Here is a 17,020-nt window from a genome sequence, read left to right on the forward strand (position 1 = left end):
TCTCTAACGCGAATCGCGCCTAAACCTGCATGATTTCCTTTTCCTTTTCCGCGAGCAAGTGATCGACTTCGGCAATCGTCTCGTCGGTCATCTTCTGCACAAGCTCGGATTCGCGGCGGCTGTCATCCTGGCTGATGTCGCCATCCTTTTCCGCCTTCTTGAGCGTGTCCATGCCGTCGCGGCGAACATTGCGAATGGCGATACGCGCGTTCTCGGCATAGGTGTGGGACACCTTGACGAGATGCTTGCGGCGCTCTTCGTTGAGTTCGGGCAGCGGAATACGCAGGTTCTGTCCGTCGACGATCGGATTGAGGCCCAGATTGGCCTCACGGATCCCGCGATCGACAGCGCCAACCATCTGCTTGTCCCAGACAGAGACGCCAAGCATGCGCGGCTCGGGAACGGTCACATTGGCGACCTGGTTGAGCGGTACCCGGCTGCCATAGGCCTCGACCATCACCGGATCGAGCACGTTGGCTGATGCACGGCCAGTGCGCAATGATGCAATGTCGCTCTTGAAGGCCGCGATTGCGCCTTCCATGCGACGTTTGAGTTCTTTCAAATCAGCGCCTTCACTCATCGCCAGTCCTTCCTGCAAATAACCCAGTTTTCATTGCGGCGCGCTTATTGCGCATACCGCATCAATGATCGCGAACGATGGTTGCCCGGCCTTCGCCGACCATAATCTTTGCGAATGCGCCCTTTTCATGGATCGAAAAGACGACAATCGGTATCGAGTTCTCACGCGCCAGCGCAACGGCTGCGACGTCCATCACGGCAAGCCCCTTGTTGAGCACCTCGTCATGGGTAATGTTGTCAAAGCGCACTGCGTCAGGAAACTTCTTCGGGTCGGCGGAATAAATGCCGTCAACCTGGGTGCCCTTGAGAATAGCTTCAGCACCCATTTCCGCCGCACGCAAGGCAGCGGCTGAATCAGTGGTAAAGAACGGGTTGCCGGTGCCGCCGGCAAAAATCACCACCCTGCCCTTTTCGAGATGATGCAGGGCTGCGCGCTGGGAAAAGCTCTGGCAAATTTCCGGCATGGAGATGGCCGAGAGCACCTCTGTGTCGATGCCGAGCTTGCGCAACGACGTGGCGAGCGCCAGTGCGTTAATCACTGTAGCAAGCATGCCCATGTGATCGCCGGTGACACGGTCGCCACCTTTGGACGCCACCGCGACGCCGCGGAAAATATTGCCACCGCCGACCACAACGCCCACTTCGACGCCCATGCCCCGAACTTCGGCGATGTCCAAGGCGATCCGGTCGACCACCGCAACATCGATACCAAATCCCTGCTCGCCCATAAGGGCTTCGCCGGACGCTTTAAGAAGGACGCGTTTGAACAGGGGTGCTGATGACATGAAATGATCCGGATCTGATGTGTCAGGCCCGGATACACGAAGGGCACCGCGTTGTCACGCGATGCCCTTCCGGTTTTTTCCACAATACGCCTTGAAGGCGATAAGTGTCAGCCCTTTACAGCGGCAGCAACTTCCGCAGCGAAGTCGCTTTCTTCCTTCTCGATGCCTTCACCGAGCTGGAAGCGCACGAAACCGGCAACTTCGACAGGAGCGCCAGCTTCAGCTGCGGAAGCCTTGACGGCTTCGCCAACAGTCTGGTCGGGGTTCATGACGAAAGCCTGCGAAAGAAGGGCGACTTCCTCGTAGAACTTGCGCATGCGGCCTTCGACCATCTTCTCGATGATGGCTTCGGGCTTGCCCGATTCGCGGGCCTGCTCGATGAACACGTTGCGTTCGCGATCAGCGACCGTCGCATCAACATCGTCAGAGGTCAGTGCAAGCGGATTGGTGGCAGCGATGTGCATGGCGACCTGACGACCGATTGCAGCCAGGGCGTCCTTGTTACCTGTCGACTTGACGGCAACGATGACACCGAGCTTGCCAAGACCGTCGGCAACCGAGTTGTGAACGTAGGTTGCAACAATACCATCCTCGACGGACAGCTTGGCCGAACGGCGGAAATTCATGTTCTCGCCGATATGGGCGATCGCATCCTTGACGGTATCGGTGACCGACTTGCTGGTTGACGCCACTGTTGCAGCGCTGACGGCATCGCTTGAACCATCGGTTGACAGGGCAACCGAAGCGATCGAACGGGCCAGTTCCTGGAAGCCATCGTTGCGGGCGACGAAATCGGTCTCGGAGTTAACTTCGACCACAACGGCCGAGTTGCCTTCCGAAGCGACGGCGATCAGGCCTTCAGCGGCTGTGCGGCCGGACTTCTTGTCAGCCTTTGCAATGCCCTTGGCACGCAGCCAGTCGATTGCTGCTTCCATATCGCCATCGGTTTCGCCGAGTGCCTTCTTGCAGTCCATCATGCCAGCGCCGGTCTTGTCGCGCAGCTCTTTCACCATTGCAGCAGTAATGCTCATAACAGCCTCTTCATTCTTGGGGGCGTCCGGCTCGAGCGCAACCGCGGTATCGAATCCCAAATCGCCTGACGGCATATCAACATGCCATTGAAATGTGACAGCCCGGCAAAGCACGATGGCTTGGCCGGGCCGGTTTTGTCCGAAACCCGGAATTATGCCTGTGCAGGCGCTTCCGCAGCAGCTTCTGGAGCGGATTCTTCAAGCGCAGGCTCGACCGGAGCATCCATTGAGCCGAGGTCGACGCCCGATGCGCCCTGCTGACGGGCGATGCCGTCGATGCAGGCGCGGCTGATCAGATCGCAGTAGAGCGAAATGGCGCGCGAAGCGTCGTCATTGCCCGGGATCGCATAATCGACAACGTCGGGATCGCAGTTGGAATCGATGATCGCAACAACCGGAATACCAAGGCGCTTGGCTTCCTGGATGGCGATGCCTTCCTTGTTGGTGTCGATAACGAACATCAGGTCAGGCGTGCCGCCCATGTCACGGATACCACCAAGTGCGCGGTTGAGCTTTTCACGCTCGCGCTCAAGGTTGAGGCGTTCTTTCTTGGTGAAGCCGGAAGCTTCAGACGCAAGGATCTCGTCGAGCTTGCGCAGACGCTGGATCGAGTGCGAAATGGTCTTCCAGTTGGTCAGCATGCCGCCGAGCCAACGGGCGTTGACGTAATACTGGGCCGAACGGGCGGCAGCATCTGCAACAATCTCGGAAGCCTGACGCTTGGTGCCAACGAACAGCACGCGGCCGCCCTTGGACACGGTGTCGGAAACCAGCTTCAATGCCACGTTGAGCATTGGAACGGTCTGGCCGAGGTCGAGAATGTGAAGATTGTTGCGAGCGCCGAAGATGTACGGCTTCATTTTCGGGTTCCAGCGGTGAGTCTGGTGACCAAAGTGGACGCCTGCTTCTAGCAGCTGGCGCATTGAAAATTCAGGCAATGCCATGCCTTTTACTCCTGTTTCCGGTTGAACCTCCGCAGGGCGTGAGCGCTAAGCGCCACCGGCGGACCAATCCGGATTTCTCCCGGATCAACCCATGCCCCACGTGTGGAATAGGCGTCGCTTACAGGCAACCGCGCGGTATTGCAAGCACGAAGGGTTTGAAAGCCGTAAATCCGACGATGCTTTACCGGACCCGGGGCTCCGCCCGACCGCTCCCGGAACAATAGATCAATCAGGGCCTTGGAATAACCTGGTGAATGACCAGATACAGCGTTCCCGCCTGGAACCGGCGTACCGCAGTCGCGTTGCGCGGGGTACGGCGAAGGGTTCGCTCGATCGCGCACCACCTGCTTTCTCCCTCAAACATAAACTGGACGCATACCGATGAAAATCCTGATGGTACTTACCTCTCACGACAAGCTCGGCGATACCGGCGAAAAGACGGGCTTCTGGCTCGAGGAATTCGCAGCCCCCTATTACGTATTGAAGGACGCCGGGGCCGACGTCATTCTTGCCTCACCCAAGGGCGGTCAGCCACCGATCGATCCGAAGAGCGACGCGGACGACGCCCAGACTGACGCCACCAAGCGGTTCAAGACCGACGCGCAGGCGCAGCAGGCGCTGGCTCAGACCAAGAAGCTTGCCGATGTCGACGCCGATGGCTTTGATGCAATTTTCTATCCCGGCGGTCACGGCCCACTCTGGGATCTGGCGAATGATGCAGACAGTAAACGGCTGATCGAAGCCTTCGCAGGCTCGGACAAGCCGGTAGGTGCGGTATGTCATGCACCGGCCGTGTTCAAATCCACCATGGGTGCCGACGGAAAGCCACTGGTTTCGGGCAAGCGGGTCACCGGTTTCACAAACAGCGAAGAAGACGCTGTTGGCCTGACCAAGGTGGTTCCGTTTCTGGTCGAAGACATGCTCAAGCAGAACGGCGGACACTATGAGAAGGGCGACGACTGGGCCTCGTTCGTCCTCACCGATGGCAAGCTTGTGACCGGCCAGAACCCGGCCTCTTCGGAAGAAGCCGCCAAGGCACTGCTGGCGCTGCTGAAATAGGGTCCAAGACAATCAAACGCGATAAGGGGCGATGCCCCTTATCGCTCCTGGAGATATCCGGTGACGGCTGCCGAAAGTGACCAGCGCCGACCTGTCAGAGTACCAACGGAGACTAACCCGGTTCAAAACAAACCGTTGGCATTCTCGGAGTGGTCGTCAATTGGCTGCAGCACATCCCAGTGTTCGACGATCTTGCCATGCTCATCAAAACGGAAGATGTCGATGCCGGCGTAATCGTCACTCCCGGGCCAGACCTGGTGACAATGCAGGATCACATGATCGGCTTCCGCAAACACCCGTTTGAAATGGGTGATCTTGCCCGGGTATTCGGACGCCATACGCTCAAAATAGGCGATGAAGGCTTCCTTGCCATCCGCAACGTGGGGATTGTGCTGGATGTACTCGTCACCCACGAACTGCTCGATCGCGGCACGTGGCTCACACTGGTTGAACATCATGTCGTAAAACGCGACGGCGTTCTTCTTGTTGATCTGCGGATCTGTCGGCATGGCGTCCTCCTGGTATGCACTGGCCCGAGTCATGTCGGCCCTCCACAGATTACTGACGTTCCCAAAGACTCAAAACTCAAATCAACATCAGCCCCTCGCCCTGCCCGTCATGCGGCCACGGGAACCGTCCATTGCTCGATGTCGTCGCGCTCACCGATCAGCGCCAATCCGTGGGCGATGGAAATCAGTTCTCCGCCGGTCTCAATGCGGTCTGCAGCAAAGCGCTCGGAAAAGATCCGCCTTACAGCTGGCACGAAAGAGGTGCCGCCGGTCAGGAACACCTTGTCGACACTGCCAGCCAGCGTTCCGGTCTTGTCCAGCACGTCATCGAGTGCGGCGGTGATGCTTTGCAGATCCGGTTCGATCCAGGCTTCGAAATCCTGCCGTCTGACAGTTTTCTCGCCAGCAGCACCAAGGGCAGTAAAGCGGAACTCAGCCTCGTCTGAGCCGGACAGTGCCATCTTGGTGGCCGACACCGCCTGGTGCAGCTGATAGCCCTCGTCATGCTCGATGAGGTCAATGAAGCGCTCAAGCTTGTCGGGTTCGACTGCCTGGCGGACCAGGGCCTTCAAGTCAGCATATTCCTTTGTGGTCTTGAAGATCGACAGCTGGTTCCATCGCGAGAAATTGCGATAGTAGCTGGCGGGCACATCCAAACGCTTTCCGAAGCTCTTGAACTGGCTGCCTTTTCCGATCTCGGGCGCCACCAGATGATCGATCATGCGTGCATCGAACTGGTCGCCTGCTACGCCGACGCCTGACTGGCCGACGGGAATCGCCGAAACCCGCCCGGCCTTGGTCTCGAAGCGGATCAGGGAGAAATCGCTGGTGCCTCCGCCGAAATCAGCCACCAGCACGGTAGCGTCATGATTGAGGTTTTGCGCGAAGTAGAAGGCTGCAGCGACCGGCTCATAGACATAGTGCAATTCGGGAAAGCCCAGGCGCGTGAGCGCTTCATCGTAACGCCGCATGGCAAGGTCGGCATCCGGGTTGGCGCCGGCGAAATGCACCGGACGCCCGGTGACGACGCGGCTCACCGGCGATGGCCAGTTGTCGCCCGCATAGTGTTCAAGCCGCTTGAGAAAGACTTCCATCAGGTCCTCGAACTGGAAGCGGCGCGCATGCACCAGCGTGCCTTGGAACAGGGACGAGGCGGCAAAGGTCTTGATCGACTGAAGGAAGCGGCAGTCGCCGGGATTATCGATGAAGGCGCGAATTGCGGCCGCACCGGCTTCCACCTGCAGAGCGCTGGCGCCCAGCTGCGGATCCTTGATGAAGGACAGCGCCGTTCGCATGGTGTTGCCGGTTCCGGCGGACGATTCGAAGCTGATCGAAGCCGTGTCTGACCCTTGGCTCAACTGAGCCAGAACCGTGTTCGTCGTGCCAAAATCTAGCCCAAGCGCATTGGCCATAGCCATTGCTCCATCTGTCTTGCGGTTGAAGTGAGGACGAAATGCCAGCGCCGAAAAGGTCACCAGGAAGCGGGCCTCATGCCACAGGGTGGCGTCACAGTCCACCCGCCGGGGCTGGCTAACTCGCTTTGAAGTTTACTGACGCCTTGCGTCTGTCAGGCGGATCGGCAAAAATCGGTCATGTTGCCCGCAACGGATGAGAGCCAGAATCGGGCACATAAATATATATTTTCAATTAGATATGCATTTATTTCTAATGTTTTAGATTAACATGGATGCGCCACTTCCAAATCGCAATCCCCAGGATGCGAAGCTCTTGTTTCACTTGAACAAATTGAACGTGCGCCGCAACAGGTCGAGGCATGGCGCGCGGAAATGCCGGCGCTGAGACCAAACTTAAACAGCAGCAGCATGACTGCGTTTTCCAAAATATAATCTATATCCAGTCCACTTGGGTTGATCGGTGCCAGGGACACGCCGCATCAATTGGAGAATAGAAATATATCTTTGAGGTTCTTTCGTTCTGTTTTGTCGAACTATAATAGTGCGCACGCAGAGGACAAAGAGCGAGCTCACCCATGGACAACCTCAACTATCATCATCTGCGGTATTTCCGTGAGGTCGCCAACGACGGCAACCTGACCCGCACGGCCGAACGGGTGAACCTCTCGCAATCAGCCCTTTCCAGCCAGATCCGTACACTCGAGGAGCGTCTGGGCCATCCGCTTTTCGATCGGGTCGGCAGGCAACTTGTCCTGACCGAGGTCGGTCGGATCGTGCTCGACCATGCGGACCGAATATTCGGAACAGGAGAGGAGCTGGTCGCCACGTTGCAACGCACCGGCGCTGCATCGCCACCGCTGCGGGTTGGATCGCTCTCGACGCTTTCGCGAAACTTTCAGCTGAATTTCCTGCGACCTCTGCTGGAAGCGCAGACCGTCGACATCATTCTGAAATCAGGAAGTGCCAGCGTGCTGTTCGAGGCGCTCAAATCTCTTGCGCTTGACGTGGTGCTGACCACGGAGCCCCCGCCTGGCGCGTTCGGAAGCGATTTCACCGCCCACCGGATTGCCGAACAATCAGTCGGCATCCATGGCATTCCGCAGCGTTTGCGCCACGCCACCTTGCGGGCGCTGCTTGAGCATGAGCCGCTGATTGTGCCAACCGAAAGCTCGATCAGAACAGGATTTGAAAGCCTGATCGCCCGCCTGGGCGTAACGCCACGGATCGCAGCCGATGTCGACGACATGGCGATGGTGCGCCTTCTCGCGCGCGAAGGCCTGGGACTGGCGATCGCACCATCTGTGGTTTTGGCCGATGAAATCGCTTCAGGGTTGCTTGAGACGGCGCCATTCGACCTGGAGATCGTCGAGAGTTTCTATGCGGTCACTGTACGCCGCAATTTCCCGCATCCGGTGATTGCCGACCTGATCGGCCGGTAGACGCTCACGCACCGCGCCGGCTGTTCCACAGCCCAATGCGCTGCATATCGCGTGCTTCATAATCGCGGATAGCCGTCTCGAGGTCTTGGGATTGCGTCGCCTCCCGATCCTCGCCAATCCCGGTCAAGCGCATTGTGTACCAGGCTGTGACCCCGCCTTCGGGCGGCGAGACGAATCTCGGGAAGTCCGGAGTGGCGGCAGTACCGCGCTGCCAGTGGTTGGCGAGGTCCGGAACGAGCACAAGTGCCCGGGCCAGACCGACAACATCCACATAACCGTCCGACACCGCGTTTCCGGCCTGTTCAAGCGTCTTGAACCCGCCAGTCAGCATCAGCGGCTTGGTGGTCAAAGTCCGGGCGCGTTTTGCGAAGTCGAGAAAATACGGGCCACCGCCCGCACTGTCGGAGGCAGATTTGGCACCGGGAAAATAGGTGCCGCCGCTGATATCGATCAGATCAATGCTGGTCTGGTCGAGCGCCGACATCACCTTCAACGACTCACTTTCCTCGAATCCGCCCTGCAATTGATCAGATGAGTTCAGTTTGAGGGCCACGGGAAAACCGGGACCAACCGCATTGCGCACTTCCTCAATAACGTCCAGCAGCAGCCGCATTCGATTTTCAAGCGATCCGCCATAGGCGTCGCCACGGCGGTTGAACAGCGGCGACAGGAACTGGCTGAGCAGGAAGCCATGCGCGGCATGGATCTGGACGCCGCCAAAGCCGAGGCTCTTCGCCAGAGCAGCGGTCCGCGCGAATTCACCAGGCAGGTCTTCAATCTCCCGGGCGGTCAAGGCAGCGCAAGTGAGGCCGGAAAGATCAAGCGCGCTGGGGCCCTTGGGCGTGCTGATTGGCGGATGGGCCATGGCGCCTGCGTGACCGAGCTGAAGCCAAAGCTTGGCTCCGTTGGTGGCTCCCCGGCGCGCGAGTTTTTCAAATTCGGCTTTATCAGAGTTCGGATCAAGCAGAAGATTGCCGGGCTTTTCGGCATAGTTCGGATTGCCCTGAACCTCGCCGATGATCGAAACGGCAATGCCACCCTCGGCCCAGCGCTCATAAAGGCGGATCTGTGCGCCGGTTGGATTCCCGTACCCGTCGCCGAGTGAATCCGACATGGCCGACTTCGCGATCCGGTTTTTGAGGACTGTACCGCAGGGCAGTTCTAGTGGCTGGAAAAGCATGTGGGCCATGCTGCCACACGATGGCTTCGATTGACAGTCTCACAAGACGTCGATTTCAGAGCGCTTCGCGCCAGAGCAGCAAGAAAGCGTCCTATTCCTTGCAAGGCTCAGCTTCATAGATGTCGAGCTGTGCCAGTTGCCCCTGCAGGACGAAGTCGCCGTAGTCCATGGTTAGGTCGCGGGTGACGCCGTTCTCATAGAGCTTGAAAGCAATGGAATAGACCGGCAGGCCATCGCCTTCGGCAGTTTCCTCGAAATAGGACATCGAGACAGGCCAGAAGGCGTCATCTGCTAGCTCGCCTGCCCTTTCGGCTTCCGTGTCGCTTTTCTCGACCGGCTGTTTGTCACCAAGGATCGTGGTTGTGATCATCGCCTTGTCGCCCTCGTCGGAGCCATCATAGATGCGCGATTCGTAAAACCGTTCGCCCTCGCGGGCCTTGGCTATCAGTTCGATCATGTGTTCGGTGGGAAAGCGCGCCGTGGCAATGTCGAGGGCCAGCTTGTCTGGCTTTTCAAGATCAAGAGCCAGGCCTTCGTCCTTCACTTCGGCCGAGCCGCGAACTTCGTGATCAAGTTTCTGATCCACAAACGATCTGGTGACAAAGCTGAACTTGCCTTTGCGGATATCCTCGAAGGTTGTTGTCTGCTGGTCGGTCAGCCTTGAATCCTCACCGGTGGCAATTTCGGTGACAAAGCGGAAACTGACGGTGTAGCCCTCGCAAGCCGAGCCGTTGAACTCATAGACCATGCGTCCAACCATGCCGGAGATGCCGGAGCGCTCCGAGGCATCCTTGAGCGAGAGATCATAGACCGCGCGGTGAGCGGCAAGGCCCCCAGCTCCTGCGGCCGGAGCAGCTTGCGCCGATGTGGCCGCCAATACGGCGAGTGATACAATTGCTAGCAAGCGCATCAGGTTTTCTCCTGTCGAATCCTGAGCTGATGTTATATGAGCACAGGTGGTAAAAGCGAGGCGGAACTTGCATGAACCGCCAAAACGCTGCAGCAACCCTAACAGAGCCGAATTTGGAGCCTTTGATGACCGACACGATTGAATCCCGCCTGGCCGCCCGCAGCATTGTGCTTCCCGATGCCGCAGCGCCAGCAGCCAATTATGTATCCTATGTCATCACCGGCTCGCTTCTGTTCATCTCCGGCCAGTTGCCGATCGAGAACGGGTCGCTTGCGGTCAAGGGCCTGCTGGGGCGTGATGTCGATGTGGCTGCCGGTCAGAGGGCTGCCGAACTGTGCGCCATCAACATTCTGTCGCAGACCAAGGCTGCACTCGGCGGCGATCTTGAACGCATTGTCCGGGTGGTCAAACTGAACGGATTTGTCGCATCCGAGCCCTCCTTTACCGATCAGCATCTGGTGATCAACGGCGCATCGAACCTGATTGCAGAGATGCTTGGAGAGCGCGGCAAACATGCCCGCGCCGCCGTCGGCATGGCCTGCCTGCCGCTCAACGCGGCAGTTGAAGTCGATGCCGTGATCGAAATCAGGTAACAGCACCATGGCCCAGACCAACCCGGATCTCAGCTGGCTGACTGCCTGCCCCATTGCCCATCGCGGCTACCATGACATGAACCAGACTATCTGGGAAAACACGGCAAGCGCATTCCAGCGTGCGATAGACGCCGGCTATGCGATCGAATGCGACATCCATATCGCAACCGATGGCGTGCCGGTGGTGTTCCACGATGATGACCTGGAGCGTCTGTGCGGCCTTCCCGGCGATGTTCGCGAACGGACATCGCAGGAGCTGGCGCAGCTCAGGGTCGGCGGCACCAAGGACGGTGTCATGTCCCTGCCGGCGCTGCTCAAGATGGTTGCGGGCAAGGTTCCACTTGTCATCGAGCTGAAAGGCCGCCCGGGCGATGATGACGGCTTTGCTGATGCTGTTGTCGAGTGCCTGGAAAGCTATGACGGACCGGTGGCATTGATGAGTTTTGACGATGCCCTGCTGCGGGCGCTCATCGCCAGCGGCGCCACCTGCCCGCTCGGGCTGACCGCGGAAGGCGTCAAGCCCGAGACGTTCTTCGTCCACGAAGAAGCCATGCACCTGGGTCTCAGCTTCATCTCCTATTGCGTGCATCATTTGCCAAACGCCTTCATCGAGGCGCAACGGGCGCAGGGTATTCCCATCATCACGTGGACGGTGCGGGATGCAGAAGCGCGCGAAAAGACAAGAGCCTTTGCCGACCAGATGACTTTCGAAGGCTTTGATCCGAACAGTTTGGAAGACGAGTGACCTTGTCAATCTGAGCCGTGATCATAAGTTTATTGTCAGAGTTGCACCAGGCAAAAGCCTTGCGCTGGACGGAGTGCCATGACCACTGAAACGAAAGACTATACGCTGACGACAATCGAGGGCATGGCCGCAGTCACAGCGGAAGAGTGGAGCGGTCTCGGCGGCGCCGCGCGCGCTTCGCAAACTGATTCAAGTGGCTCGCAATCTGAGTCCGGACTTGTCTATAACCCATTCGTCAGCCACGCTTTTTTGTCATCACTTGAAGAATCAGGTTCAGTCTCTGCGCAGACCGGCTGGCTGCCACGCCACATCGTCTTGCGTGGCCCTGATGGAGCGCTTGAAGGCGCGATGCCCGCCTATATCAAGAGCCACTCGATGGGCGAGTATGTGTTTGACCACGCCTGGGCCGACGCATTCGAACGGGCGGGCGGACGGTATTATCCGAAGCTGCAATGTTCGGCTCCGTTCACCCCGGCAACGGGGCCACGGCTGATGGTGCGGCAGGGGCCGGGAGATGAAAGCCGCAGGCGCGCGCTTGCCGCCGGCGGGAGGTCCCTGTGCACACAGCTTGGCCTCTCCTCGGTGCATGCCACTTTCGTGCCCGAAGCGGAAGTTCCGTCGTTTGAAGCCGAGGGCTATCTGCGCCGGACCGACCAGCAGTTCCATTTCCAGAATGCCGGTTACAAGACCTATGACGATTTCCTCGACACGCTCGCATCGCGCAAGCGCAAGCAGCTCCGGAAGGAACGCAAGGCAGCACTCGAAAACGGCATCACCATCGAATGGCTGACCGGCAGTGACCTCACCGAAAGCGTCTGGGACATTTTCTACGAATTCTATGTCGACACCGGCGGGCGAAAATGGGGACGACCCTATCTGACGCGTCAGTTCTTTTCGCTGATTGGCGAGCGCATGGCCGAGGACGTGCTTCTGGTGATGGCGCGGCGTGAGGGCCGGTTTGTCGCCGGTGCGATCAACTTCATCGGCGGCGATTGCCTTTACGGCCGGCACTGGGGTTGCGTCGAGGATCACCCGTTCCTGCATTTCGAGGTCTGCTACCACCAGGCGATCGATTTCGCCATTGCCAAGGGCCTGGCCCGTGTCGAGGCAGGCGCGCAGGGCGAGCACAAGCTGGCACGCGGCTATCTGCCGGCAACGACCCATTCGGCTCACTACATCGACCATCCTGGCCTCAGGCGCGCTGTCGCAGATTACCTTGAGCGGGAACGGCGCGACGTCGAGCATATCGGTCAGGTGCTCAGCGAGCATGGCCCGTTCCGCAAAGGCCCCGGCAGACCCGAGGATGCGGATGAATGAGGGCGCGAAGCGCTTGACCCTCTGTCCGGGCTCGGTACAAACGAGGTCCATTGATCAACCGGAGACCCGCCCATGACCGCGCCCGATTATGATGACAGCAATGTGTTTGCGAAAATCCTGCGCGGCGAATTGCCGGCCGAGCGGCTGTTTGAGGATGATCATACGCTGGTGATCATGGACATCATGCCGCGCGGAGCCGGACATTGTCTGGTGATTCCCAAAGCCCCTGCCCGCAACATCTTCGACGTCGAGACCGAAAGCCTGGCCCACGTAATGGAAACCACGCAGGTGATGGCGCGGGCGGTGATCAAGGCATTTGGCGCCGATGGGGTGACCATCCAGCAGTTCAATGAAAGTGCCGGCGGCCAAGTGGTGTTTCACCTGCACGTGCATGTGATCCCGCGCTTTGAAGGTGTGGCGATGAAACCGCATACCGGCACGATGGAAGACGCGGACGTTCTGAAAACCAATGCGGATAAGATCCGCGCAGCACTTGGCTAAGACAGCCGGCTTCCTCAAAGCCTGCGGGGATCAGATCCGGGCCAACAGTTCAGACTTCTTGGTCTGATATTCCGCGTCAGTGAGGATGCCCTTGGCGTGCAATGCCGCCAGTCTCTCGATCTTGGCAAAGATATCGGCTTCGTCAGCCGCTTCGGATAACTTGGCCGCTTCCTTCAGTTCGGACTGGAAATCCGGGGTTTCAGCGGGCGCTGCCAGAGTGTCCGATGCAAGATTTTGAGCGGCAGCCTTAAGGAGGACGTCCGACAAGGACGGCGCATTGGCTTTTCCGGCGGATTGAGACTGAGAGACGGCCTGACCATCGATCTCAACTTCACGCAAGTCAGACAGTTTGATCAAGCCGTGCTGCGAGGTGAAGCTGAGCGACTGGTCACCGGCCTGCTGCTGGGAGAAGCCGCCTATGCGATGGTCGGCGGTGTCATAGACACGCACATTGCCATTACCCGGATCGATGGCGAGGCGGGCAGTATCGGGGAACCACGCATACCGCATCTGGTTCTGTGAGCCGGTGGATGCGGCATGGCCGAGATTGCCGGGCCACCAGTTGGACGACGAGCCACCTGAGACAAACAGGCTGACGCTATCTCCCTGAGATTGGGCACCTTGGGATTGGGGCCCCTGGGACTGGGATTGCGAAGACATCTCTGATGGCCGATGCAGCGGCTCCGACTGGCGCATCAGTTGCGATACATCGGAACAAAGCCCGTCGACCCTGGCCTTGAGTGCATTGTTGAACATGTCGCCAACCATTGTCATGCCACCGAGCGACCACTGTCCCATGCCACCCAGATCGGGATGGTTGAACTGGGCCTGCGTGCCCTGCCCCGCCATGAGTGCCATCAGCACATGTTCGACAGCGTCCTGACTGACGCCATGGCGATCGGCAATTTCGGCAAGGGCCTTGCGTGCGTCCTGGGTCAATTCGCTCACGGGATGACATCTCCTGTTGGACTGCATGATGGAAATTGCATCGCAGCAACACATTCAACAATGCGAATTGCTGGATGTCCACAGTTGATAAACGCGGCATAAGGCAGCGTACAGTACCCGCGAAATGCAAAGTCGATGATTACAGGCTTATCATGGCACCAATCTGACGGGCGATTTCCGGCGCCAGAATAACCCCGGGATGACTGACGGCAAGCAACAGTCCTTCAACGTCAGGGGCGACCGACACGAGCGGGCGATCCCCGGCGAGAAACGGGCGGTGGCCGATCTGCACACCGGTTACCCGCGGATTGACGATGGCTGGAAACGTCCGGCGGACTTTTGTGAGCACATCGCGCGCGAGGTTCGCCTTGACCAAGTCCTCCGGCCCGTCCTCAATGCCGCTGGCGACAATCATTGCGCCATTCCTGCGCGAGCGAATTTCGAGACCATCGCCATCAAGGATATGCGCAAACCTGCCGGAATCGACTTGCAACGTAATCAGCGCTGCCGACGACATGTAGACACCGTGCTCAGGCATCACGTCTGCGATCAATGCGGGGCTTTGCACACCAGCGGCGACCACAACCTGATCGGCGGCTACCCTACGGTCAGCCAGTCTCACACCTGCAATCCGTCCGCCAATAATATCAAGGCTCTGCACCTTCTGGCCGATTAGGATCTGCGCCCCGGCTTCACGTGCGGAGCGGATCAGCAATGCGCAGGCCTCGCGCACATCCACCGCCTTTTCGCGCGGGAAATGTGCCGCGAGCGCCGGAGGGGCTGCAATCAGTGGCTCCATCGCGGTGATTTCCTTGCGCGAAACAAGCCGCACCTGACTGCCTCTGGCCTCGTGCCGCTCAGCCCAGTCAAGCGTCTCCACATCGTTAGCGCCCCAGACAAGGGCTCCCTTGGACGGCGCATAGATCTGCCCACCAAACTCGGCATCGAGGTTTTTGTAATTGTCGATGGCTTCAAGCCGAGAACGGTAAACCGCTTCAGGAATATCGGGCTCACCCGCAGCACAGGTGATCCAGCCAAACGACGCAGCGCTGACCCCGAGGCCCGGGCTTTCAAGGGCATCGACCACGGTGACGTTGATGCCATTGTGGCTCAACGCATGCGCGATCGATGCACCGACAATACCTGCACCGACAATGATGACGTGTTGAGCGCCCATGCTCCATGGCTCCCGAACTGGATGAGCAAATGAATAGGCGATCCGAAGTCCAAGCAGATAACAACATGCAGCTTCAAACATGTCTGGATTGTATTTGACTGCCGATCCGTCGCCCAAATGCAACACGTTGTTGACGGCTCGGCCCCTGCCAGATGCATTCGCCTTGTTTTTGCGGTATTGCAAAGGCATGAGCATTTCAGATTTGAATTTATGAGGTTTTCATGCAGGCCGCTCTTATTATCATGACTATTCTCGGGTGCGACGACACCGCAACCCAATGCCACTTTGTCGAAATGCTCGATGATCGCTGGGCCACGGTGCAGGCCTGCGATGCGCAATCGGAAGACAAGCTGAAAACCTATTCCAACCTCGACTATCCGGTGGTGGTGGCGGTTTGCCAGACCCCGGGGGATACAGGCTTGAGCGAACTGGCAGGTGAACCGGCGGCTCCTCCCGCGGGATCGGCAGCCACCGCGGAAAGTGCGCCGCAGGCTTCAGACATACCGGTGCCGAAAGCTGACATCCCGGTCGCGCGAACAGCTGAAGATGCGGAAAGCACAGAGACGGCAGTCAACTCAGGCTTCGCGGCTCTGGTTTTGCAGCGGTTCAAGGACGCACTTCCCGAAGCCAAAGACCTGAAGGCGCTGGTCACCGAACCGGTCCACGTGGTCACGGACAGCTATTCCTGGGTGGCGCAGCGGTTCGATAAGTAGCGAGAGACGATTGTTGTTTGTCCTGTCAGGGCTATCCGCTCAAGACCGCAGACCCGAGCAGCAACTGTCCGCCAATCAGCAGGCCAAGCGCCACGACGATGCCTATCCAGATCCGTTTGCCACCAATGAGGAACGCAGCGAACCCGACGGATGCAGCTATCAGGCGCAGCGCGACCGGAACATTTTTCAACTCTCCTGTCGGATAAAGGATGAGTTTGGCTATGACGGCCGCAAGCAGCGCTGTGGCGACGGCGCGTACCCAGGTAAGAGCCGCCGAATCCTGCTTCAACCGGTTGCCAACAATCACACCCAGCCAGCGCCAGATGTCGGTTGCGAGCCAGCCGGCAATGGCGATGAACACATAGGGCCACCACCAAGTGTCAAACGTCTCGTAGTTGATCATGAGCGCGCACCGCTTTTCCAGAAACGGTCAGCGAAGAACGCCAGCGTGCCGCCCACAATACCGGCATAGAGAATGTCGAATTCCGGTGCGATCTGGTGAAAGATCGGCCCGAGTGCCAATCCTACCAGCATGGCGATATGCCCTGCCCGGTCACGGGTCGACGCCCAGATCGATGTCAGGAAATAGACCGGCGTGAGAAAGAACAAGGCGCCCGCGATCATCGCCGGCAGGTTGGCGACCGTCGAGTAGAGCACCGCAACCAGAATGATGTTGGCGGAGGTGACGGTCATGCCGAAGCCGGCGAAGAACGCTACCCGATGCTCGCGCGGAACGTCGCGGATCCGTTCCATGGTGAAGACATAGGCGGTAATGGCGATAAAATGCGACAGCAGCAGCAACAGCCATGTCGGGGTTTTCTCATTCCGGATCTCAGGTATCAGCGCGGCCACCATCGGCATCAGCCGGATTGAGGACAGCGCCACCGTAATGAAGGCTGCGGGAAGCGAGACGCCTGCAAGGATCGACCCCACCAGCAGCACCTTGGCCGGCAATGCCCAGATCATTCCGGTCATGAACACGGTCTGCCCCAGCGGGATGCCGGCCTCGACGGCAAAACCGCAGAAGCCAACAAAGGCGCTCATCAGAATGATGGCCGGAAGAGATGTGATGCCGCGCGCGCCCTTGAAGAACCAATGAACGCCGCGCTGGCCGGACGGATTGCTCATAGTGTTTTGTTAGATGCTTTGCGCGGCGCTGCAAACTATTTTTGGTG

The 17,020-nt window shown here is 58.7% G+C and carries 19 protein-coding genes; 7 read left to right on the forward strand and 12 right to left on the reverse strand.

All coding sequences use genetic code 11. The features are described from left to right. Nucleotides 1-19 precede the first annotated feature (19 nt). From frr to rpsB, 4 genes are all read right to left on the reverse strand, one after another. A complete protein-coding gene (gene frr / locus WNZ14_RS15170; protein WP_342869479.1) occupies nucleotides 20-580 on the reverse strand; it encodes a ribosome recycling factor in 561 nt (186 codons plus the stop codon). Between the two features lie 61 nt (nucleotides 581-641). Further along, complete coding sequence (gene pyrH / locus WNZ14_RS15175) at nucleotides 642-1,364, reverse strand: UMP kinase (RefSeq protein WP_342869480.1); 723 nt, start codon at nucleotides 1,362-1,364, stop codon at nucleotides 642-644. 107 nt (nucleotides 1,365-1,471) lie between these two features. Further along, on the reverse strand, nucleotides 1,472-2,395 hold the full coding sequence (gene tsf / locus WNZ14_RS15180) for a translation elongation factor Ts (RefSeq protein ID WP_342869481.1): 924 nt from the start codon (nucleotides 2,393-2,395) through the stop codon (nucleotides 1,472-1,474). Nucleotides 2,396-2,547: 152 nt separating this feature from the next. Beyond that, on the reverse strand, nucleotides 2,548-3,339 hold the full coding sequence (gene rpsB, locus WNZ14_RS15185; protein ID WP_342869482.1) for a 30S ribosomal protein S2: 792 nt from the start codon (nucleotides 3,337-3,339) through the stop codon (nucleotides 2,548-2,550). A gap of 381 nt (nucleotides 3,340-3,720) precedes the next feature. On the opposite strand from rpsB, the gene WNZ14_RS15190 reads away from it, so the two are divergent. After that, complete coding sequence (locus WNZ14_RS15190; protein WP_342869483.1) at nucleotides 3,721-4,398, forward strand: type 1 glutamine amidotransferase domain-containing protein; 678 nt, start codon at nucleotides 3,721-3,723, stop codon at nucleotides 4,396-4,398. Nucleotides 4,399-4,520: 122 nt separating this feature from the next. Here the strand turns inward: WNZ14_RS15190 and WNZ14_RS15195 are convergent, their stop codons facing one another. Beyond that, a complete protein-coding gene (locus WNZ14_RS15195) occupies nucleotides 4,521-4,907 on the reverse strand; it encodes an ester cyclase (protein WP_342869484.1) in 387 nt (128 codons plus the stop codon). Between the two features lie 107 nt (nucleotides 4,908-5,014). Beyond that, nucleotides 5,015-6,319: an Hsp70 family protein gene (locus WNZ14_RS15200; RefSeq protein WP_342869485.1), complete on the reverse strand. Its 1,305-nt coding sequence runs from the start codon at nucleotides 6,317-6,319 to the stop codon at nucleotides 5,015-5,017. 578 nt (nucleotides 6,320-6,897) lie between these two features. Between WNZ14_RS15200 and WNZ14_RS15205 the strand changes: the two genes are divergently transcribed. Further along, a complete protein-coding gene (locus WNZ14_RS15205) occupies nucleotides 6,898-7,761 on the forward strand; it encodes a LysR family transcriptional regulator (RefSeq protein WP_342869486.1) in 864 nt (287 codons plus the stop codon). Nucleotides 7,762-7,765: 4 nt separating this feature from the next. Here WNZ14_RS15205 and WNZ14_RS15210 read toward each other — a convergent pair whose 3' ends face one another. Continuing rightward, the gene (locus WNZ14_RS15210) at nucleotides 7,766-8,950 is read right to left on the reverse strand and encodes an NADH:flavin oxidoreductase/NADH oxidase family protein (protein ID WP_342869487.1); all 1,185 of its coding nucleotides are present in this window, start codon (nucleotides 8,948-8,950) and stop codon (nucleotides 7,766-7,768) included. A gap of 82 nt (nucleotides 8,951-9,032) precedes the next feature. Further along, the gene (locus WNZ14_RS15215) at nucleotides 9,033-9,851 is read right to left on the reverse strand and encodes a cell envelope integrity EipB family protein (protein WP_342869488.1); all 819 of its coding nucleotides are present in this window, start codon (nucleotides 9,849-9,851) and stop codon (nucleotides 9,033-9,035) included. Between the two features lie 125 nt (nucleotides 9,852-9,976). Here WNZ14_RS15215 and WNZ14_RS15220 point away from each other — a divergent pair, with 125 nt between their 5' ends. The 4 genes from WNZ14_RS15220 to WNZ14_RS15235 all read left to right on the forward strand — a co-directional run bounded on the left by WNZ14_RS15220 (nucleotide 9,977) and on the right by WNZ14_RS15235 (nucleotide 13,007). Next, a complete protein-coding gene (locus tag WNZ14_RS15220; protein ID WP_342869489.1) occupies nucleotides 9,977-10,444 on the forward strand; it encodes a RidA family protein in 468 nt (155 codons plus the stop codon). A gap of 7 nt (nucleotides 10,445-10,451) precedes the next feature. Beyond that, nucleotides 10,452-11,189, forward strand: coding sequence for a glycerophosphodiester phosphodiesterase (locus tag WNZ14_RS15225; RefSeq protein ID WP_342869490.1), 738 nt, complete (start codon nucleotides 10,452-10,454; stop codon nucleotides 11,187-11,189). 78 nt (nucleotides 11,190-11,267) lie between these two features. Beyond that, on the forward strand, nucleotides 11,268-12,506 hold the full coding sequence (locus WNZ14_RS15230; RefSeq protein ID WP_342869491.1) for a GNAT family N-acetyltransferase: 1,239 nt from the start codon (nucleotides 11,268-11,270) through the stop codon (nucleotides 12,504-12,506). A gap of 72 nt (nucleotides 12,507-12,578) precedes the next feature. Then, nucleotides 12,579-13,007, forward strand: coding sequence for an HIT family protein (locus WNZ14_RS15235; RefSeq protein WP_342869492.1), 429 nt, complete (start codon nucleotides 12,579-12,581; stop codon nucleotides 13,005-13,007). Nucleotides 13,008-13,037: 30 nt separating this feature from the next. Here WNZ14_RS15235 and WNZ14_RS15240 read toward each other — a convergent pair whose 3' ends face one another. Further along, nucleotides 13,038-13,955, reverse strand: a complete 918-nt coding sequence (locus WNZ14_RS15240; RefSeq protein WP_342869493.1) for an SHOCT domain-containing protein — start codon at nucleotides 13,953-13,955, stop codon at nucleotides 13,038-13,040. A 139-nt stretch (nucleotides 13,956-14,094) separates the two neighbouring features. Then, nucleotides 14,095-15,132 carry an FAD-dependent oxidoreductase gene (locus WNZ14_RS15245; RefSeq protein WP_342869494.1) on the reverse strand — a complete coding sequence of 346 codons (1,038 nt, stop codon included), beginning with the start codon at nucleotides 15,130-15,132 and terminating at the stop codon, nucleotides 14,095-14,097. A gap of 221 nt (nucleotides 15,133-15,353) precedes the next feature. Here WNZ14_RS15245 and WNZ14_RS15250 point away from each other — a divergent pair, with 221 nt between their 5' ends. Further along, on the forward strand, nucleotides 15,354-15,845 hold the full coding sequence (locus tag WNZ14_RS15250) for a hypothetical protein (protein WP_342869495.1): 492 nt from the start codon (nucleotides 15,354-15,356) through the stop codon (nucleotides 15,843-15,845). A gap of 31 nt (nucleotides 15,846-15,876) precedes the next feature. Here WNZ14_RS15250 and WNZ14_RS15255 read toward each other — a convergent pair whose 3' ends face one another. Next, the gene (locus WNZ14_RS15255; RefSeq protein WP_342869496.1) at nucleotides 15,877-16,248 is read right to left on the reverse strand and encodes an AzlD domain-containing protein; all 372 of its coding nucleotides are present in this window, start codon (nucleotides 16,246-16,248) and stop codon (nucleotides 15,877-15,879) included. After that, a complete protein-coding gene (locus WNZ14_RS15260; RefSeq protein ID WP_342869497.1) occupies nucleotides 16,245-16,973 on the reverse strand; it encodes an AzlC family ABC transporter permease in 729 nt (242 codons plus the stop codon). The genes WNZ14_RS15255 and WNZ14_RS15260 overlap by 4 nt, the downstream gene beginning before the upstream one ends. Nucleotides 16,974-17,020 lie beyond the last annotated feature (47 nt).

The organism is Hoeflea sp. AS60 (assembly GCF_038900115.1).
GTDB lineage: Bacteria > Pseudomonadota > Alphaproteobacteria > Rhizobiales > Rhizobiaceae > Hoeflea.